The sequence below is a fragment of the Vibrio sp. 10N.261.46.A3 genome, from assembly GCF_041472995.1.
GTDB lineage: Bacteria > Pseudomonadota > Gammaproteobacteria > Enterobacterales > Vibrionaceae > Vibrio > Vibrio coralliirubri.
In genome coordinates this window covers 69,460-89,059 of the sequence record NZ_JBFRRH010000026.1, presented here as the reverse complement: position 1 = coordinate 89,059, position 19,600 = coordinate 69,460, and the positions used below count along the sequence as shown (strand labels likewise).

Sequence of the window (19,600 nt, the reverse complement as noted above, 5' to 3'; positions counted from 1 at the left end):
CATTTGAATAATATTTAACTGATTAATATCTATTTGAAAAAGACCTTCTACATGAAGGTCTTTTTTTATGGCATTTGGAATAGGGTTGAGGTTTCAATGTGGCGACAAATGCGAGACTTTCTCAACATCGGACCCTTAATTGGCAAGGGATCGGTCACTTTTTACCTTTATGTAAAAAGATACGGGAAAAAATAGATTTTTTTTACTTATTCCCTTGAAAACCAGTTTGCAGCCCTTATCTATGGTGCATACGAAAGCAAATTACATTTGCACTTAAATTTTGTGTATTAGGGTTGAATCCCTGATTACCGCCCCCCACATATGTGGGTATAGCAAAAACTAATATAGATTATATTTCGGAGATAGCCTGATGGGTCGAATCATTGGTATTGATTTAGGTACTACTAACTCTTGTGTTGCTGTTTTAGACGGCGACAAACCACGCGTACTAGAAAATGCTGAAGGCGAACGCACAACAGCATCGGTAATCGCATACACTGACGGCGAGACGCTAGTTGGTCAACCTGCGAAACGTCAAGCAGTTACTAACCCTCAAAACACGCTATACGCAATTAAGCGTCTAATCGGTCGTCGTTTTGAAGATGAAGAAGTTCAACGCGATATCGAAATCATGCCTTTTAACATTGTTAAAGCTGATAACGGTGATGCATGGGTTGAAGCGCAAGGCCAAAAAATGGCTGCTCCTCAAGTATCTGCTGAAGTTCTTAAGAAAATGAAGAAAACAGCTGAAGACTTCCTAGGTGAAGAAGTAACTGGCGCAGTTGTTACTGTTCCTGCTTACTTCAACGATGCTCAACGTCAAGCAACTAAAGATGCTGGCCGTATCGCTGGTCTAGATGTTAAACGTATCATCAACGAACCAACTGCTGCTGCTCTAGCTTACGGCCTAGACAAGCAAGGTGGTGATCGCACTATCGCTGTATACGACCTTGGTGGTGGTACATTCGATATCTCTATCATCGAAATCGATGAAGTAGAAGGCGAGAAGACTTTCGAAGTTCTTTCAACTAACGGTGACACTCACCTTGGTGGTGAAGATTTCGATAACCGCATGATCAACTACCTAGTAGATGAGTTCAAGAAAGAGCAAGGTATCGACCTTAAAGCTGATCCACTAGCAATGCAGCGTGTTAAAGAAGCAGCAGAAAAAGCGAAAATCGAGCTTTCTTCTACTACTCAAACTGACGTAAACCTACCTTACGTTACTGCTGATGCGACTGGTCCTAAGCACATGAACATCAAAGTGACTCGTGCGAAGCTTGAGTCTCTAGTTGAAGACCTAGTTCAACGTTCTCTTGAGCCACTAAAAGTTGCTCTAGCAGATGCTGACCTATCTGTAGGCGAAATCACTGACGTTATCCTAGTTGGTGGTCAAACTCGTATGCCTATGGTTCAAGCTAAAGTAACTGAATTCTTCGGTAAAGAGCCACGTAAAGACGTGAACCCTGACGAAGCTGTGGCAATGGGTGCTGCTGTTCAAGGTGGTGTACTAGCTGGTGACGTTAAAGACGTTCTACTACTAGACGTTACTCCTCTATCTTTCGGTATCGAAACGATGGGCGGCGTGATGACTAAGCTTATCGAGAAAAACACAACTATCCCTACTAAAGCGGATCAAGTGTTCTCTACAGCTGAAGATAACCAAAACGCAGTAACTATCCACGTTCTTCAAGGTGAGCGTAAGCAAGCGACTTACAACAAGTCTCTTGGTCAGTTCAACCTAGAAGGTATCCAACCAGCACCACGTGGCATGCCACAAATCGAAGTAACATTCGACCTAGATGCTGATGGTATCCTGAACGTATCTGCTAAAGATAAAGCAACAGGCAAAGAGCAGAAGATCACTATCCAAGCATCAGGCGGCCTGTCTGAGGAAGAGATCGAAGCAATGGTACAAGAAGCAGAAGCTAACAAAGAAGCGGACAAAAAGTTCGAAGAGCTAGTAACTGCACGTAACCAAGCTGACCAAATGATTCACGGCACTAAGAAGCAAGTAGAAGAAGCTGGTGAAGCTCTACCTGCAGACGAGAAAGCTAAAATCGAAGCGGCTATCACGGCACTAGAAGAAGTTAAGTCTGGTAACGACAAAGAAGCTATCGACGCTAAAGTTCAAGAACTTATGCAAGCAGCTCAAAAGCTAATGGAAATTGCTCAACAGAAAGCTCAAGCTGAACAAGCTGGTGCTGACGCTGGTGAACAACCTAAGCAAGACGACGATGTTGTAGACGCTGAGTTTGAAGAAGTTAAAGAAGACAAAAAATAATTTCGTTGCAGAGTAGCCTGATTTCGTTGTCGGAAGTGCTCACCTATTAACGTAGGCTCCGCGCTTCCTCCTAGAACTCAAGCTATCTGCTTAGAAATTTGTCTCAAAGACTTATTATTGCGGGCGTCAGAGGTAACTCTCACGCCCGTAAATTTGTATTTAGACTTGTCGATCTAGATAATAGCTTTATTCGGCGTTTCAGCCGGCAGAACTTTTATCTAGATTGATACACAGACTACTGAAGTGATCATTCGGTAGTAGCAATTATTTTGGTGACCTAGAACATGTCAAAACGTGATTTTTACGAAGTATTAGGCGTAAGCCGCGATGCATCAGAGCGCGATATTAAAAAAGCGTACAAACGCTTAGCGATGAAATTCCACCCGGACCGCAACCAGGGTGACGAGACCGCAGCAGATAAGTTTAAAGAAGTAAAAGTAGCGTACGAGATCCTAACCGATGCTCAAAAGAAAGCAGCTTACGACCAATACGGTCACGCAGCCTTTGAACAAGGTGGCATGGGCGGCGGCGGTGGTTTCGGCGGCGGTGGCCAAGGTGACTTCGGCGATATCTTCGGTGACGTATTTGGCGACATCTTCGGCGGCGGTCGTCGTGGCGGCGGTCAGCAGCGTGCACAACGTGGTTCAGATCTACGTTACAACATGGAACTTTCTCTAGAAGAAGCGGTTCGTGGTGTTTCTAAAGAAATCGAAGTACCAACACTTGTAGAGTGTGATACTTGTGACGGCAGCGGCGCGAAAGCGGGTTCTTCTGCACAAACGTGTGGCACTTGTCATGGCCACGGCCAAGTACAAATGCGCCAAGGTTTCTTTGCGGTTCAACAGACTTGTCCTACTTGTAACGGTAAAGGCAAGATCATCAAAGACCCATGTAACTCATGTCATGGTCAAGGTCGCAAACAGAAGACAAAAACACTTAACGTTAAAATCCCTGCTGGTGTTGATACTGGCGATCGTATTCGTCTATCTGGCGAAGGCGAAGCGGGAGAGCAAGGCGCTCCAGCTGGCGACCTGTACGTACAAGTACACGTAAAAGAGCACAACATCTTTGAGCGTGACGGTAATAACCTTTACTGTGAAGTTCCCGTAAGCTTCTCTATGGCTGCTTTAGGCGGTGAAGTTGAAGTTCCAACACTCGATGGTCGTGTAAACCTTAAAGTGCCAGAAGAAACACAAACGGGCCGTATGTTCCGTATGCGTGGCAAAGGCGTGAAAGGCGTTCGTGGCGGCGGTGTGGGTGACCTAATCGTTAAGCTAGTGGTAGAAACACCAGTTAAGCTAAGCTCTCGTCAGAAAGAACTACTGCGTGAATTTGAAGAGACATGTGGTGGCGAAGCGGCAAGCAAGCACAAGCCTAAGTCTGAAGGTTTCTTCAGCGGCGTTAAAAACTTCTTCGATGACCTAACTAAGTAATTAGGTTCTTGATAAAAATAGAAAAGCCTGCTCATGTAGCAGGCTTTTTTGTATCTGTAGATCAGGGGGAAAGAATCTCGAGAAGAAAGAGAACGAGGTTTCTCAGATAAATTCTAGAGCCCTTTGGCGGTTGCTCTTGCTACTTCCAACACGCTTCTGGTTCTGAAACCCCTGAGTGGTGTAATTCCAAGATATCGGTCGTTGAATCTAAGCACTCATCGTTTGTTTGTGGTGAAAGTGGTTCAGCCTGAATCGAATAGGTGGTGCTACTCGCAGAGATCGCTAGCGTGTACCGGCTAGTATCGGTATCGCAAAACAAACATGTCCCTCCAGAAATAACACTCTCCGCTGCCGACGCGTAGTTTCTCGTATACAGTGTTTCTATCTCCAATTGTATCTTTGTCATGTCAGCCATCGCCGTGACTCGATGCGCCTTGATTACATGGTTTGTATAACTTGGATAGGCAATAGCGCCGAGTATCCCCACGATGGCGACAGCGATCAATAATTCGATCAATGTCATTCCTTTAATGCTTAAGTTGTTGTTGTTGCATGTATTTCTTCGAATCATCGCGAGTAGTTTCCTTTCATAACTCTGTCTATTTTTCTCCGGTGGTAGCATCGGCGCAAGATTAAATACGGTTACGCATTAGATTACATAGGAATTTGGGAAATGACTCGCGGGTTTACTTTATTAGAGCTGTTAGTAACGGTATCGGTGCTGTCGATACTGATAGCGACGGCTGCCCCGAGTTTTAGCTCGGTGACTCAAACCGTCAAGATGCAGCGACTCGCCGGAGAGTTGAATGGTTTTCTCATACAGGCCAAGTCTGAATCGGTTAAAAGGAACCAAGATCTGTGGGTGCATTTCTCTATGGATAAAAATGAGGTGCAATCTACTGGAGAGTGGACGGTAAGGTTAAAGCCTACGGAGGATCTCTCCGGAGAAACGTTATTGATGTTGTCAGGCGAACCGTTTCGAGATGTCTCGTTTTCTCATAACTACACAGGCGCAAGAATTAGCTTTGAGAGTGTAAGAGGAAGGCCATCCAGAGGGACTATTTATCTTTCTCCAAACACAGCGTCTACAGACAGATTGTTGGTTAAATTATCCAGCCCCCCTGGGCGAATTAAGGTGTGCGGTGAGTCGAGTGCGCAGTATGGCTATGATGCGTGTTAGACCGATTGTGGTAGTGCCTAGTAAACAGCAAGGCACATCATTAATTGAGTTAATGGTGGCGTCTGTGATTGGTGTGTTCGCGATTTCGATTATCGGCAGTGTCTTTATAACAGGGCAGAGAATTGCCAAAGACAAAGGCATTGAATTATTGCTGCTACAAAATCTAACAAGCACTATGCAGGTCATGAAAGAGGATATCCAACGAGCGGGTTACGATGGTTCAAACGGTTACTCAATCAAGTTATCTGGCGCGAGTGACACCATTCAAGTCAGTGGCGGTGTTGCGGTTGGTTTTGTTTACTTCCGAGAGGGCTCGAGCGCAAGTAAAGATCATCGACATATCGTTTACCGTAAGAATGGTACTCGGCTACAAATATGTGAAAAAGGTACGCTTGTTGGCGAGGATCTTCTTTCTTTTAATGAAGTTACCGGATGTTATTCGCTGTTTGATGACAGCCTGATCGAGGTGGACGCATTTAGCGTTGATGCTCATCTGTTAGAGCAGAACTCTATTAAAACCACGCTTACCGATATCAGCATTACGGCCTCAATTCCAACCGCGGGTGTTTCTAAGTCGGTTTCGGTTTCCGTTAAACAAAGGAACTGGCAATGATGATGTTGAGAAACCAGCGTGGTGTGGTGACCTTGTTGATTACATCTGTGCTTTTAATTGGTGCGCTGGTGGTGACGCTAGGTTCATACCGCAGTGTTTTTCATCAGATCAAAGTGGCTCAAAATGAGGTCGAAGGTCGCAAAGCCCACTGGCGATCGGAAGGTGGCTTGGAGTGTGGCTTCACTTACATCGCTGAAAATGATCTGACTGCTATTCCCAATGATTTAATGGATTATTGTCAGCAGTCGAAAGTCGTTACGTTGGGATCAGAAGCACTCACGCCGAATATATTGGTGTCGAGTTCTGAGTCTTTATCGCTGAACAAAGAGATTAGTTTTGAAGACGCTTCGGGATTAGGAGTAATGCAAACAAATTCGAGTTTAGAATTTATTTCTGATCACAATATCGATATTAATCCTGATATTGGTCTTACTGCTGTTGATGGTATTAACGAGTGTGTCTCGGTTCGATTTTTAGATAGTGTCATCTATAAGCAAAATGGAGGAGGACGTTTGAAGACCATTACTCCAGAGTCACCTCCTTTTCCTACGTTTGAGTCTTGCGAACAAACCACCAATATTAGCAATGATGCAACCATCGACTCCGTTGGGGCGCTGCCTTCAAACTCTTTTCAATCAGATTTCAAATTCGATCCGGATATCGATACGTTCTCTAATTACTTTGGAGTGCCAAAGACGTCGGAGAACATTGACCAAATTAAGCTTGATTATCATGTTATAGACCTTATTGATCGGACAGTTGCCCCCCCTAAGCATATTGATTTGGTTGATGGTGAATATGAAGGAAATAAGTGTAGCAAAGCCATTAATGATGCCTTTTCAAGTGGGGAGAATAAGGTATGGGTTATAGGTGATTGTGTCGTTTATTCACCTGCGATTAATGTAGTTGAACCTATCCCAGGGGTTATTACGCCTCGCTCTTTAGTGATTCAGGACGGCATCGTTGCGAATGGTAACGCGAGCGTATTTGACGGGTCTTTTTATCATCTAAATGATATGACCGTATTCGATAACACTAACTCTCCCGATACTGATACCGACCTACTGAGTGGTTTATGGGCTAAAGTTCCAGATACAATTCCTATTACTGATTTAGTACAGAGTAATTCGGTTTATATTGGATTTGCTTCTTTTTTCCCTAAAGGAGGGATGTTCTTTGATTCCGTTGGTGGGTTATCGACAATTCAGGGTTCAATTAATTTGGATTATACCGGTGAATACAACCCTCATAGTGCTCCTTTGAAAGCGAAGTGGAAGCGAGGTTCATGGAATGATTTCTAAGAACTCAGGTTTTAGCTTGATAGAGGTTCTTATCTCTTTTCTGTTGATTGGTGTTGCCTCACTAGGGCTGGTTAAATTGCAGATCTACGCTGAGCAAAAATCGGATTTTGCGCTCCACAGCGTAGAGGCGCTGCATTTTGCAGAAAGGCAGATGGAGTATTATCGAACTCGGGCGTCTAATGTGAGTGGGGCGGTAGGTTTAATTCCTTTTTCGGAACTAAATCAGGCGAGTCATTGTCTCAACATAGCAAGTTCAGATCCTTTATCCGGTTTGTCGGGTTCTGCCTATGCCATGACCTGTGAAGTGATTGATGCAAACGGTGCTCTGTCTAGCGCGTTAAAAAGCATTACTGTCACAATTGCATGGCAAGATCGTATGAACCACGCACAACGTATTTACCTCGAAACTATGCTCTCCAAATACAGTGAGTTTGATTGACCCTCAAGCAAACGTTTACTGCATGCCAAGGCTCATGCCACTCCTTTTACTGATAATTTTCACTCCTCGGACATTGTTTACGTGCTAGTTAAAACTCTGTATATGGAATGGTGTTTTTTGTGTTTTTATATTGTTGTGGTTGTATGGTATTTTTGCAAAATATGTCTCCATTTATGGAAAATCAGGTGGAATCTTGTGCTTTTTAACAACGACTTTAATAGAATATGTGCTGTACCAATAGGCCGTGGTCAAAACTTATATTAGGCCTAAACAAAACAACATCACATATGGAGTTACCATGAGTAACCAAGCCGTAAAAAAAGCACCATCGACTGACAAGATCAGTGGTATGGACCGCTTTCTAAACTTCATTGAACGCGCCGGCAACAAAATTCCAGATCCAGCAATCCTGTTCTTCTGGGCTCTAGTTATTGTATGGGTAGCATCTGCACTTTTATCGAATCTTTCATTCGACTTAATCAACCCTCAAACGGGTGCTGCTCTTGAAGTAAACAACCTACTAACTGGTGAAGCGCTTGCTAGCTTCCTAGCGAATATGGTTACCACGTTCACAGGCTTCGCACCTCTAGGCATCGTACTTGTTGCTATGCTAGGTGTTGGCGTTGCAGACTCTTCAGGCTTCATTACGACTGGCCTTAAGAAGATGCTTAACTTCACGCCAGCTAAGCTACTAACGCCAATGCTAATTCTTGTTGCTATCGTGTCTCACACAGCAGCAGATGCAGGTTACGTTCTAGTCATCCCTCTTGGCGGTATCATCTTCCACGCGGCGGGTCGTCACCCTCTAGCGGGTATTGCAGCAGCGTTTGCTGGTGTATCAGGTGGTTTCTCTGCGAACTTCATCCCTTCAGGTATTGACCCGCTACTGGCTGGTTTCACTCAAACAGCGGCAAACGTTCTTGACCCTGAATACGTGATTAACCCTCTAGCGAACATCTTCTTTACTGGCCTATCTTCAGTTCTTATTGTTGCTATCGGTTGGTACGTAACTGAGAAAATTATCGAGCCTCGTCTTGCTAATACGCCAGTTGATGAAGATGCAGAAGCAGCACCTGATCTAGGTACGTTCACTGCAATCGAATCTAAAGCATTCAAGTTTGCTGGTTGGGCAATGGTTGCGGGTATTGGTCTGCTTATCGCGGCTCTAGTTCCTGAGAACTCAGCGCTTCGTTCGCCTGAAGGTGAGCTAACAGCGTTCTCTGCACCAGTTATGAAGTCTATCGTTCCTCTGATCTTCATCCTGTTCATCATTCCAGGTATCGTCTACGGCCGTGTAGCGGGTACTTTCAAGAACAGCAATGACGTAATCAAAGCAATGTCAGAGACAATGGCTACGATGGGCGCATACATTGTAATGTCGTTCTTCTGTGCACAGTTCCTATCTGCATTCGGTCAATCAAACATCGGTACTATGCTGGCACTTTACGGTGCTGAAGGCCTGAAAGCGATGGACCTTCCTGGTGAAGCAACGGTTGTTGGTATGATTCTACTAACGGCTTCAGTTAACCTGCTTGTAGGTTCGGCTTCAGCTAAGTGGGCTCTTATCGGTCCAATCCTAGTTCCAATGCTAATGGTTGTGGGTATCTCTCCTGAGCTATCTCAAGCGGCTTACCGTGTAGGTGACTCAGTGTCTAACATCATCTCTCCACTAATGGTGTTCTTCCCACTGGTTGTTGTTTACTGTCAGCGCTACGTTAAGTCGACAGGTATCGGTACTCTAGCTTCTCTAATGATGCCATTCTCGATTGCTATGCTAATCGGTTGGTCTATCTTCTTGCTAGCTTACTGGGCTCTTGGTATCCCACTAGGTATCCAAGCGCCTTACACTTACACAATGTAAGATTGAACTAAGCAAAACTAAGCTTTATCCATTGCTAAGCCCGCACCGAAATGTGCGGGCTTTTTTTTCGCTATTTTTTCTATATCCAAGACTTTTTTATATCCAAAAATTTTTATATCCAAAACAAACGCACTCAGCTTATACTCCGGATTACGGCTAATTGTTGGCCGGTAAATTTAGGAAATCCAAGCCACATGAAGATTCTGCTTTTAGTAGGGTTAATTGTTTTAAATGGTCTGTTTGCCATGTCAGAGATTGCATTGGTAGCAGCAAAAAATAGTCGGCTGAAACGCTTAGCCGAAAAACACCGCTCAGCTCAGGTTGCTCTAGAGCTCAAAGAAAACCCAACCCGCTTCCTCTCAACAATCCAAATCGGTATCACGGTAATCGGCCTACTCAGCGGTATTGTGGGTGAGGCGACGCTATCGGCTCCACTGGCCGTTCAACTTGAACTGTGGGGATTAGACCCAACACAAGCGAACATCTTGTCTACTGCGGTTGTGGTGGTAGGTATTACTTATTTCGCTATCGTTGTCGGTGAGTTGGTACCAAAGCGTTTTGCTCAGTCTCAAGCTGAAAACATTGCTGTGTTAGTCGCGCTGCCAATCTTCTGGTTATCTAAAATCGCGACGCCGTTTGTGTTTGCGTTGTCGGCTTCAACGGAAGGTATTCTTAAGTTGATGGGCCGAGGCGGTGAAGAAGATAGCGTTACTGAAGATGATATCCATGCACTTGTAAAAGAGGGCTCTGAATCGGGTGTGATTGAACGCGGCGAACAAGAGATGATTCGTAATATCTTGCAGCTTGATGATCGCCTTGTGAGCTCATTGATGACTCCGCGTCGAGACATCGACTTTCTGGATGTCGACCAACCCGTTGAGCAGATCTTAAAGAAACTGCGCTCATCAAAACACAGTGTATTTCCATTGTGCCAAGACCACCTCAATAAAGTGGTGGGTACAGTGTCAGCCAAAGCCTTGCTGAATCAGGCGGGCAATCTAAGCATTCAAGTGATCATGGGGCTGTCTCGCTCGCCGATCTATGTTCCAGAATCGATGAAAGCTCTGCGTTTACTTGGCTACTTTAAAGAGTCGGGTACCGAGATGGCATTCATTGTCGACGAGTATGGCGATGTTCAAGGTCTTGTGACTCATTACGATATCCTCGAGGCGATTGCTGGCGAGCTATCGAATAACCCGAACGATCTTTGGACCGAGCAAGTGGAAGACGGCTTGCTGGTGGATGGATTGATTCCTATCAGTGAACTGAAGAACCGTTTAGAGCTGTCGGATTTTGAGGGCGAAAGCGAGAGCTTCCAAACGTTGAATGGCCTTGTGACTTGGTTAATCGGGCGTTTACCGGATGCAGGCGAAGTTGTTCAATACCAGCAGTGGCAGTTTGAAATTATCTCTGTTGAGAACAATCGTATTGTGAGCATCAAAGCGACGCCAATAGTCGATGACACAGAAGACGCTAATAGCTAACAGTTCGACCAAGCAGCAAGCGGCAATGGTTCATTGTCTCTTGTTGTCTTAACCTCTTTATTGTTCATTATCACGAAGATTAGGTATGCTTCACCGCATACCTATTTTCGTTTTTATCCTTTGTTTTTTGGAGTTCCCTTTGTCAGACCATCAATTCACCCCTCAAGATGAAATCTTCATGCGACGCGCCATCGAGGTGGCTAAGCAAGCTGAGAGTGAGGGAGAGGTTCCTGTGGGGGCTGTATTAGTGAAAGATGGGGAGATTATCTCTGAAGGGTGGAACCGCTCGATTGGCAGCCACGATGCAACGGCACACGCAGAAATTGAAACCTTGCGTAAAGCTGGTCAAACCTTAGAAAACTATCGGCTACTCGATACCACTTTATACGTCACGCTAGAGCCTTGCCCAATGTGCGCAGGTGCCTTGCTACACAGCCGAGTAAAGCGCATTGTGTTTGGCGCCCCAGACTTAAAAGCGGGTGCTGCAGGTACAGTGTTGAATTTGTTTGAAAGCCAGGCCTCATACCACTATGCCGACGTTGAACATGGTTTGTTAGAGGAAGAGTGCCGTGAACAATTACAGGCGTTTTTCAAGCGTCGTAGAAAAGAGATAAAAGAGAAGCGAAAGCAAGAACGTCTGTTGGAAGAGCAGCGTTTAGAAGCAGAGATGAAGGCTAGCAACAAGAAATAGCAGCGTGCTTTCGGCACTCTCAATCGCAAGAGTGCCAAGCAAACTGACTGAGTAACTACATTTACTCAGCAATCATCTGCATGAAAGCGCGATTGCGCCAAATGATCTTCTTCTTATTATTTGAAAGCATACGCTTACGACGGTTTGCAGCAACGGTCTTATCAAGGCGTTTCGATTTCAGTTTCTTCATCATTTCAATGATTTCCTATTTGTCGTCTGACTTTTTAGTTTGGACTAACGATTTAATTATAGTGTTATTCGTTTGTTTGGCCTGTCGCACGCTTGGCTTAAATAGAAGAGCAGTTCTAGTCTAAAGCCAGGATCGAAGTGCAACAGAGCATAATCTTGATTGTGGTGTGCCGTTATAAGGCTCGATTGTTACTGTAATATGACACTCGAGCTCTCATCATTATTTTCCCTGTCTCTTCTCCTTATCACGTAGCGACGAAAGAAGAGTCGAAAAAAAGACAATAAAAAAGAGCAATGCTAGATGGCATTGCTCTTTTGGTTTTTATTGCGAAGGCTCAGAACTGCTTACTGTCGACTGAGCTGCGCTGATACTCGATTCAGCACCTGAGGTTTCTAAAGGTGGGATCACCACCAAACCTTCAAGGGTCGCTTCTTGTTCTTTATTGCGCTTATTTACATGGCCAATAATGCTTTGGTAATAACGGCGAATGTTTTCAACGTAGTTTCTCGCTTCATCACCACGTGCATACCCATATCGAGTTTGGCTGTAGTATTTCTTCTGTCTCAATAGAGGCAATCGGTCTTTTACATCACCCCAAGCGTCAGGATCACCACCTTGTGCTTTGGTTAAGCGTCGAGCATCCATCATGTGTCCGTAACCTACATTGTATGAGGCTAAGGCAAACCAAATCTTCTCGTGCTGAGTGATTGAATCTGGCACTCGGTTAACGATACGTCGCAGGTACTCAACTCCGCCTTGTACCGACTGCTTCGGGTCGAGACGGTTGGTTACCCCAACACTCTTCGCGGTGGGTAGTGTCAACATCATCATGCCACGAACACCCGTTGGTGAGCGCGCAACAGGGTTCCAGTGTGATTCTTGGTAGGCCAAAGCGGCAATCAAACGCCAATCAAATTCTTGAGAGTACTTTTGAAATAGCGGCGACCATTTTGGCAGCTTGCTGTCTAATGCGCGGATAAAGGCGCGTGTATCAACGTAGTCAAAAGTACCGATGTGGCCGATGTATTTCTCTTCTAGTGAAGCCAGCTCACCAGACTGTTTTAGGTTACCGAAGAACTCAATCAACAGAGCATACAGGCTTTCATCTTCAGACTTCTGCAAATACCAAGAGATAGGTTGGTCTTCTGTCAGTTCAAAAGCCAAAGCTACGTCTGGGTATAAACGTTGTGCTAGTGACAGCTCAATCGAGTCAGCCACAGTGAATAAGCGCTCGCCAGTCGAAACTTCTTTTAACAGGTCGTTGATATCAGCATTACCGACCGCATCATAGATAAAGTCATCGTGTGTTTTCTGCAGCTGTTTTAGTGTTGGCTCAAAGTGTGAGTCTTTCACTACAACCAAAGATGGCGTTAATGTGTCAGTAGACGCCGCCTCTTCTGATTCAGTTTGCGCTTTAACAAAGTCAGCCTGACGCTCATTCTCAAAATTGATCAGTTGCTCAAGGTTCCTTGGTCGCCACTGGCCTTTTTTGTATACGACCTGTTGGCTTACATAGTAATAAGCAGGCGCGGCGCGATAAGCGCGTGTCAGTTTGTTGTTTTGCGTTAAGCCGGTCGCGATAAGATCGATCTCGCCTTTCTGCAGTGCAGGGAACAAGCCAGACAAACGGTAAGCGGGTTTAACCTCAAGCTTTACACCAAGCTCCTGCGCAAATTCACGAGCTAATTCGTAATCCAAGCCAGCAGGGCCATCAGGACCGATGTAATAAGAGAGTTGGTTATTTAGGGTGCCGACACGAAGAACGCCACGATCTCGTATCTGCTCAAGGACACTTTTAGGTTCAGATTCAATCTGACATCCAGCCAACCCAAATAGGGCGATGGCGAGCAGAAGGAACTTAGACGAAAAGATGAGCGTAAATTTAGGCATCAAAATGAAATCTCGAAAAGTGGAAGCCCCTTTATACCAAACCCCGCAAGGCTGGCAAAGCAGGTTTAATTAAACAGTTGTAAAAGTGGTGATAAATGCAGCAAAAGTACCATTTACGCAGAAAGATAAAAAAAATTACGCAAACGGTTGCTTTTGGTGTTACGTCACAAAAAGAAATGCTTTATAATGCGCTCGCATTGAAGAGGTGGAATCGGCATAGGTTTGGCAACCTTCGGGAATAGCTTCGAAGAAAACAGTTAGGTTGTTCCTATAACCCACTGAATTTATTCCAATACTACCTTAATCAACTGCATAAGAGACGTAAGCACATGAGAATTTTGCGTGGCTCCCCAGCTCTATCTGAGTTTCGTGTTAACAAGCTTTTAGAGCTTTGTCGTGAATTAAGCTTACCTGTAACAGGTATTTACGCTGAGTTTGCCCACTTTGCTGATCTAACGGCAGACCTAGATGAGTCTGAAGTTGAGAAGCTAGAAAAGCTACTGACTTACGGTCCAACGATTGAAGAGCATGAACCTGAAGGTTTACTGCTGCTTGCAACGCCACGCCCGGGCACTATCTCGCCTTGGTCTTCAAAATCAACAGATATCGCACACAACTGCGGACTGGCTAAAGTGTCACGTCTAGAGCGCGGTACTGCTTTCTACATTGAAACCTCTGCTGAACTTTCTGAGCTTCAACTTGTTGAGCTGAAAGCAATCCTGCACGACCGTATGATGGAAGTGGTTTTCACTGACTTCGAATCAGCGGCGGCACTATTTACCGTTGCTGAGCCAGCTCCTTATGCGGAAGTTGACCTATTAACTGGCGGACGTAAAGCGCTTGAAAAAGCAAACGTTACCCTAGGTCTTGCACTTGCAGAAGATGAGATTGATTACCTTCTTGAAAGCTTCACTGAGAAGCTAGGTCGTAACCCGACTGACATCGAGCTAATGATGTTTGCACAAGCGAACTCAGAGCACTGTCGTCACAAGATCTTTAACGCTGATTGGACTATCGACGGCGTTAAGCAAGAAAAATCATTGTTCAAGATGATTAAGAACACTTTTGAAACGACACCAGAACACGTTCTGTCTGCTTATAAAGATAACGCAGCGGTAATGACTGGTTCTGAAGTCGGTCGTTTCTTCCCAGATCCAGAAACTCGCCAGTACAGCTACCACCAAGAAAAAACACACATCTTGATGAAAGTTGAAACGCACAACCACCCAACGGCAATCTCTCCGTGGCCGGGCGCATCGACAGGTTCAGGCGGCGAAATCCGTGATGAAGGCGCAACTGGTATTGGTGGTAAACCAAAAGCGGGTCTGGTTGCTTTCTCTGTATCTAACCTGAAGATTCCGAACTTCGTGCAACCTTGGGAAACAGACTTTGGTAAGCCGAGCCGTATCGTAACTGCTCTGGATATCATGCTTGAAGGTCCTCTTGGTGGCGCAGCATTCAACAACGAATTTGGTCGTCCAAACCTACTAGGTTACTTCCGTACTTACGAAGAGAAAGTAAACTCTCACGCAGGTGAAGAAGTACGTGGTTACCACAAGCCAATCATGCTGGCTGGTGGTCTTGGTAACATCCGTGACGAGCACGTTCAGAAGAAAGAGATCCCAGTAGGTGCAAGCCTAATCGTTCTTGGTGGTCCTGCGATGAACATCGGCCTTGGCGGCGGTGCGGCATCTTCAATGGATTCTGGTTCTTCTTCTGAAGATCTTGATTTCGCTTCTGTACAACGTGAAAACCCAGAAATGGAGCGTCGTTGTCAGGAAGTTATCGACCGTTGTTGGCAGCTAGGTGATGCAAACCCAATCGCATTCATCCACGATGTGGGCGCGGGCGGTATCTCGAACGCACTTCCTGAGCTAGTAGACGATGGCGAGCGTGGCGGTATCTTCAACCTACGTGACGTACCAAACGATGAGCCGGGCATGAGCCCACTTGAGATCTGGTGTAACGAATCTCAAGAGCGTTACGTAATGGCAGTTGCTGATAAAGATATGGCAACATTCGACGCGATTTGTAAGCGTGAGCGTGCACCATACGCAGTGGTTGGTAAAGCAACGGAAGAGCGTGAACTTAAACTAGAAGATTCACACTTCGACAACACGCCAATCGACATGCCAATGGACATCCTATTAGGTAAGACACCTAAGATGCACCGTGACGCGAAAACGCTAAAAGCAAACAACCCTGCGATTGACCGTTCTGGTATCGAGATGAACGAAGCGGTTGACCGTGTTCTTCGCTTGCCAACAGTCGCTGAGAAAACATTCCTTATCACCATCGGTGACCGCTCGGTAACAGGCCTTGTAGCTCGTGACCAAATGGTTGGTCCATGGCAGGTTCCTGTTGCTAACTGCGCAGTAACAGCGGCAAGCTACGACTCTTACCACGGTGAGGCTATGTCTCTTGGTGAGCGTACGCCAGTGGCACTTCTAGACTTCGGCGCATCGGCTCGTCTAGCGGTTGGTGAAGCAATTACTAACATCGCAGCGACCAACATCGGCGATATCAAACACATTAAACTGTCGGCTAACTGGATGTCTCCAGCAGGTCACCCAGGTGAAGATGCAGGTCTTTACGAAGCGGTTAAAGCGGTTGGTGAAGAACTATGTCCAGCTCTGGGTCTAACTATCCCAGTGGGTAAAGACTCAATGTCGATGAAGACTAAGTGGGAAGAGAACGGCGAGCAGAAAGAAGTCACATCTCCGCTATCTCTTGTTATCACTGCGTTCGCACGTGTTGAAGATGTTCGTAAGACAATCACTCCTCAACTGCGCACTGACAAAGGTAATACAAGCCTAGTTCTTATCGACCTAGGTAACGGCAAAAACCGTATGGGTGCGACAGCACTTGCACAGGTATACAAGCAGCTTGGTGATAAACCAGCAGACGTAGACAACGCAGCACAGCTAAAAGGTTTCTACGAAGGCGTTCAAGCTCTGGTTGCTAACGACCAAGTTGTCGCTTACCACGATAAAGGCGATGGTGGTCTATTCGTAACGCTAGCTGAAATGGCGTTCGCAGGTCACTGTGGTGTTAACGCTGATATTGCGGCGTTAGGCGAAGATACGCTTGCGGCACTATTCAACGAAGAGCTAGGTGCTGTAATCCAAGTTCGCAACGATGACCTAGACGCAGTACTTGCTACTCTTGCAGCAAACGGCCTAGAAACGTGTTCACATGTCATTGGTTCTGTTGAAGTGTCTGATGAGCTAGTGATTAAGTCTGGTGAGTCTGTAGTAATTGAACGTAACCGTACTGAACTACGTACTATCTGGGCTGAAACCACGCACAAGATGCAAGGTCTGCGTGATAACCCAGTGTGTGCTGACCAAGAACACGAAGCGAAGAAAGACAACTCAGACCCAGGTCTAAACGTAAAACTAAGCTTTGATGTAAACGAAGATATTGCAGCGCCATTCATCAATACAGGTGCTAAGCCTAAGATGGCGATTCTGCGTGAGCAGGGTGTTAACTCTCACGTTGAAATGGCAGCAGCATTTGACCGTGCAGGCTTCGAAGCAACTGACATTCACATGAGCGACATCCTAACGGGTCAAGCGGTTCTAGAAGAGTACAACGGCCTTGTGGCTTGTGGTGGCTTCTCTTACGGTGACGTACTAGGCGCTGGTGAAGGTTGGGCTAAGTCAGTTCTGTTTAACGACTCTACTCGTGACCAGTTTGAAAACTTCTTCAAGCGTGAAGATACCTTCTCTCTAGGTGTGTGTAACGGTTGTCAGATGTTGTCTAACCTACGTGAACTTATCCCTGGTGCAGAGTACTGGCCACGTTTCGTTCGCAACGAATCAGAGCGTTTTGAAGCGCGTTTCAGCCTAGTTGAGGTTCAGAAGTCAGATTCTGTATTCTTCAACGGCATGGAAGGTTCTCGTATGCCAATCGCAGTTTCTCACGGTGAAGGCCGCGTAGAAGTACGTGACAACGACCATCTAAACGCGATTGAAAACTCAGGTACGGTTGCACTACGTTACGTTGATAACAACGGTAACCAAACGCAGCAATACCCGAACAACCCGAACGGTTCGCCAAACGCTATCACTGGTTTAACGACGACAGATGGCCGTGTGACTATCATGATGCCGCACCCAGAGCGTGTATTCCGTACGGTTGCAAACTCTTGGTCTCCGGAAGGTTGGGGCGAGAATGGCGCTTGGATGCGTATGTTCCAAAACGCACGTAAGAATGTGGGTTAATCACTTTCTTACTAGCCGCATTAATCTAGGCTAGGTTATGCAAAAATAAAAAAGCGCAGATCGAAAGGTCTGCGCTTTTTTATTTTCAAAATTTAGGAACCAGAGCGAAAAAATTAACGTTTGCAGTTTGCTGTTCTAAAAATCTCCACTACGCTAAATGTTATGGAATCAATTTGTTAGGTCATGAATTTCTGTATGTGTGCAGGTTTGGCTATGCAAAAACTGAATCAATCATCGTGGCATAAGAGGGAACTATGAAAACAACAATCACAAAAGCAGTTGCAGTGGCAGCGATTGTCATGTCGTTAGCTGGGTGTGTCGGTAGTAACGCCGTTACTGGTAAATTAATGAAGTTCAACGTTGAGGTTGTAGATAACCGTTACGCTCGTGCAGGGGTCAACTTCTTGCTTGCTCCGGTTTATGCACTAACAACCGCAGCCGATTACATCGTATTTAACTCGATCGAATTCTGGGCGGGTAAAAACCCATTGACTGGCGCACCTCACATCTTCGATAGTAAAGTCGATACCATGATTGATGTGAACGACAGCCTTGATGATTCACTGAAAGATGCGCCACTTGGCTTCAACAATCGTCAGATTGAATGGGGTGAGATGCAGCAAATCGACGAGAACACCATTCGTATGGACATTACTTACAACGATGGTCAAAAAGCAGTACTGACAGGCGTTCGTGATGGTGACAAGGTCAGCTATTACATGGATGGCACACTAGTTTCAGAGACTTCTATTCAAGCTCTTGAGCAGCTAGCCGCAGAGAAAGCATAACCCACTCTGTTCTGCCTATATAAAAGAAAAGCCGTTGGATTTAACCCCAACGGCTTCGTAATTTCTAGCATCTAGCATCTAGCATCTAGCGCTTAGATTAGTTGTTGCTGTGTAGCTCGCTGTTTAGCTCAACAGCAGACTTGTTCGCAAGACATTCAATTTGGCCAGTGATTGAGTTACGACGGAACAGAAGGTCAGAAACGCCAGCTAGGTCGCGAGCTTTAATGATTTCTACTTCGTTGCCTTCTTTATCTAGCATGCGAACCTTAGTTCCCGCAGTCACGTAAAGACCAGACTCAACCGTACAACGGTCGCCCATAGGGAAGCCAAGACCAGCGTTTGCGCCTAGTAGGCAGTTTTCGCCGATAGAGATAACCATAGTACCGCCACCAGACAGAGTACCCATGATAGAAGCGCCGCCGCCGATGTCTGAACCGTTACCTACAACAACACCCGCAGAGATACGACCTTCAACCATGCTCACGCCAGTTGTACCAGCATTGAAGTTGATGAAACCTTCGTGCATTACTGTTGTGCCTTCGCCCACATGTGCGCCAAGACGAACACGAGAAGTGTCAGCAATACGAATACCTGTTGGTACCACGTAATCCACCATTTTAGGGAACTTGTCTACGCAATCTACAGACAGAGCGCGACCCGCAAGGCGAGCTTCGATTTGACGCTCAGCCAGCTCAGGAAGGTCGATTGGGCCTTCGTTTGTCCATGCGATGTTGTGTAGTAGACCGAAGATGCCGTCCAGTACCGTACCGTGTGGTTGTACTAGGCGGTTAGAGATAAGTTGTAGCTTTAGGAAGCCTTCAGCAACTGATGCTGGCTTCTCGTCAGTAGCAAGAACAACAAGAACAAGTGGCTGTTCAGACGCTGCCGCTTTTTCTGCGAAAGATGCGTTAGCTGCATCATCGTTTGCTGCGAATGCCTTCGCCAGTTCTGCGCTTTGTGCAGCAGAGATTTCGATAGCTTGGTTGCCTTCAGAGTAACCTGATACTTCTGCCACAGCCGCTACAAGAGCATCGCTTGGGTTTAGAAGTGGGTTAGGGAAGAACGCTTCAATGATTTTATTGTCGCGGTTTTTGGTTGCCGTACCGAAGGCTAGTGAAAAGTAAGCCATGTTGAATCTCCATGTGTTGAGTCTTGATTTTGCTATTCTAAAACAACGGCTCGAATAACAAGCGCTGCCGTTAGCAAAGTTAATTTAATTG

Annotated in this window: 15 protein-coding genes; 11 read left to right on the top strand and 4 right to left on the bottom strand. The window is 45.7% G+C overall.

Annotated features, from left to right (window positions below; all coding sequences use genetic code 11):
* Positions 1-370 precede the first annotated feature (370 nt).
* Together dnaK and dnaJ are read left to right on the top strand one after the other, a co-directional pair.
* A complete protein-coding gene (gene dnaK / locus AB4484_RS07195; RefSeq protein ID WP_017059868.1) occupies positions 371-2,284 on the top strand; it encodes a molecular chaperone DnaK in 1,914 nt (637 codons plus the stop codon).
* Positions 2,285-2,568: 284 nt separating this feature from the next.
* Positions 2,569-3,717, top strand: a complete 1,149-nt coding sequence (gene dnaJ / locus AB4484_RS07190) for a molecular chaperone DnaJ (protein ID WP_372077262.1) — start codon at positions 2,569-2,571, stop codon at positions 3,715-3,717.
* 139 nt (positions 3,718-3,856) lie between these two features.
* On the opposite strand, the gene AB4484_RS07185 is transcribed toward dnaJ, so the two are convergent.
* Complete coding sequence (locus AB4484_RS07185) at positions 3,857-4,339, bottom strand: type IV pilin protein (RefSeq protein ID WP_372077261.1); 483 nt, start codon at positions 4,337-4,339, stop codon at positions 3,857-3,859.
* Positions 4,340-4,390: 51 nt separating this feature from the next.
* On the opposite strand from AB4484_RS07185, the gene AB4484_RS07180 reads away from it, so the two are divergent.
* From AB4484_RS07180 to tadA, 7 genes are all read left to right on the top strand, one after another.
* Complete coding sequence (locus AB4484_RS07180) at positions 4,391-4,897, top strand: GspH/FimT family pseudopilin (protein WP_372077259.1); 507 nt, start codon at positions 4,391-4,393, stop codon at positions 4,895-4,897.
* Positions 4,878-5,510 carry a PilW family protein gene (locus AB4484_RS07175; RefSeq protein WP_372077257.1) on the top strand — a complete coding sequence of 211 codons (633 nt, stop codon included), beginning with the start codon at positions 4,878-4,880 and terminating at the stop codon, positions 5,508-5,510. The genes AB4484_RS07180 and AB4484_RS07175 overlap by 20 nt, the downstream gene beginning before the upstream one ends.
* Positions 5,507-6,811 carry a hypothetical protein gene (locus AB4484_RS07170; protein ID WP_372077255.1) on the top strand — a complete coding sequence of 435 codons (1,305 nt, stop codon included), beginning with the start codon at positions 5,507-5,509 and terminating at the stop codon, positions 6,809-6,811. Before AB4484_RS07175 ends, AB4484_RS07170 begins: the two co-directional genes overlap by 4 nt.
* Positions 6,801-7,250 carry a prepilin-type N-terminal cleavage/methylation domain-containing protein gene (locus AB4484_RS07165; protein WP_372077253.1) on the top strand — a complete coding sequence of 150 codons (450 nt, stop codon included), beginning with the start codon at positions 6,801-6,803 and terminating at the stop codon, positions 7,248-7,250. Before AB4484_RS07170 ends, AB4484_RS07165 begins: the two co-directional genes overlap by 11 nt.
* 298 nt (positions 7,251-7,548) lie before the next feature.
* Positions 7,549-9,111: an AbgT family transporter gene (locus tag AB4484_RS07160; protein ID WP_248339404.1), complete on the top strand. Its 1,563-nt coding sequence runs from the start codon at positions 7,549-7,551 to the stop codon at positions 9,109-9,111.
* A gap of 194 nt (positions 9,112-9,305) precedes the next feature.
* On the top strand, positions 9,306-10,595 hold the full coding sequence (locus AB4484_RS07155; RefSeq protein ID WP_248384715.1) for a hemolysin family protein: 1,290 nt from the start codon (positions 9,306-9,308) through the stop codon (positions 10,593-10,595).
* An 85-nt stretch (positions 10,596-10,680) separates the two neighbouring features.
* Entirely contained in the window at positions 10,681-11,286 is a 606-nt protein-coding gene (gene tadA, locus AB4484_RS07150) for a tRNA adenosine(34) deaminase TadA (protein WP_057623811.1), read from the top strand.
* 61 nt (positions 11,287-11,347) lie between these two features.
* Here tadA and AB4484_RS07145 read toward each other — a convergent pair whose 3' ends face one another.
* Together AB4484_RS07145 and mltF are read right to left on the bottom strand one after the other, a co-directional pair.
* A complete protein-coding gene (locus AB4484_RS07145; RefSeq protein ID WP_017059878.1) occupies positions 11,348-11,479 on the bottom strand; it encodes a hypothetical protein in 132 nt (43 codons plus the stop codon).
* Positions 11,480-11,797: 318 nt separating this feature from the next.
* On the bottom strand, positions 11,798-13,366 hold the full coding sequence (mltF, locus tag AB4484_RS07140) for a membrane-bound lytic murein transglycosylase MltF (protein ID WP_048614314.1): 1,569 nt from the start codon (positions 13,364-13,366) through the stop codon (positions 11,798-11,800).
* 329 nt (positions 13,367-13,695) lie between these two features.
* On the opposite strand from mltF, the gene purL reads away from it, so the two are divergent.
* Positions 13,696-17,592, top strand: a complete 3,897-nt coding sequence (gene purL / locus AB4484_RS07135; RefSeq protein ID WP_372077250.1) for a phosphoribosylformylglycinamidine synthase — start codon at positions 13,696-13,698, stop codon at positions 17,590-17,592.
* 254 nt (positions 17,593-17,846) lie between these two features.
* Entirely contained in the window at positions 17,847-18,380 is a 534-nt protein-coding gene (locus AB4484_RS07130) for a DUF3332 domain-containing protein (protein WP_048608024.1), read from the top strand.
* 97 nt (positions 18,381-18,477) lie between these two features.
* Here the strand turns inward: AB4484_RS07130 and dapD are convergent, their stop codons facing one another.
* A complete protein-coding gene (dapD, locus tag AB4484_RS07125) occupies positions 18,478-19,509 on the bottom strand; it encodes a 2,3,4,5-tetrahydropyridine-2,6-dicarboxylate N-succinyltransferase (RefSeq protein WP_048608022.1) in 1,032 nt (343 codons plus the stop codon).
* Positions 19,510-19,600: the final 91 nt, after the last annotated feature.

Excerpts from the sequence above, each read along its gene's own strand:
- dnaK (WP_017059868.1), top strand. The coding sequence starts at position 371 with ATGGGTCGAATCATTGGTATTGATTTAGGTACTACTAACTCTTGTGTT.
- dnaJ (WP_372077262.1), top strand. The coding sequence starts at position 2,569 with ATGTCAAAACGTGATTTTTACGAAGTATTAGGCGTAAGCCGCGATGCA.
- AB4484_RS07185 (WP_372077261.1), bottom strand. The coding sequence starts at position 4,339 with ATGCTACCACCGGAGAAAAATAGACAGAGTTATGAAAGGAAACTACTC.
- AB4484_RS07180 (WP_372077259.1), top strand. The coding sequence starts at position 4,391 with ATGACTCGCGGGTTTACTTTATTAGAGCTGTTAGTAACGGTATCGGTG.
- AB4484_RS07175 (WP_372077257.1), top strand. The coding sequence starts at position 4,878 with ATGGCTATGATGCGTGTTAGACCGATTGTGGTAGTGCCTAGTAAACAG.
- AB4484_RS07170 (WP_372077255.1), top strand. The coding sequence starts at position 5,507 with ATGATGATGTTGAGAAACCAGCGTGGTGTGGTGACCTTGTTGATTACA.
- AB4484_RS07165 (WP_372077253.1), top strand. The coding sequence starts at position 6,801 with ATGATTTCTAAGAACTCAGGTTTTAGCTTGATAGAGGTTCTTATCTCT.
- AB4484_RS07160 (WP_248339404.1), top strand. The coding sequence starts at position 7,549 with ATGAGTAACCAAGCCGTAAAAAAAGCACCATCGACTGACAAGATCAGT.
- AB4484_RS07155 (WP_248384715.1), top strand. The coding sequence starts at position 9,306 with ATGAAGATTCTGCTTTTAGTAGGGTTAATTGTTTTAAATGGTCTGTTT.
- tadA (WP_057623811.1), top strand. The coding sequence starts at position 10,681 with ATGCTTCACCGCATACCTATTTTCGTTTTTATCCTTTGTTTTTTGGAG.
- AB4484_RS07145 (WP_017059878.1), bottom strand. The coding sequence starts at position 11,479 with ATGATGAAGAAACTGAAATCGAAACGCCTTGATAAGACCGTTGCTGCA.
- mltF (WP_048614314.1), bottom strand. The coding sequence starts at position 13,366 with ATGCCTAAATTTACGCTCATCTTTTCGTCTAAGTTCCTTCTGCTCGCC.
- purL (WP_372077250.1), top strand. The coding sequence starts at position 13,696 with ATGAGAATTTTGCGTGGCTCCCCAGCTCTATCTGAGTTTCGTGTTAAC.
- AB4484_RS07130 (WP_048608024.1), top strand. The coding sequence starts at position 17,847 with ATGAAAACAACAATCACAAAAGCAGTTGCAGTGGCAGCGATTGTCATG.
- dapD (WP_048608022.1), bottom strand. The coding sequence starts at position 19,509 with ATGGCTTACTTTTCACTAGCCTTCGGTACGGCAACCAAAAACCGCGAC.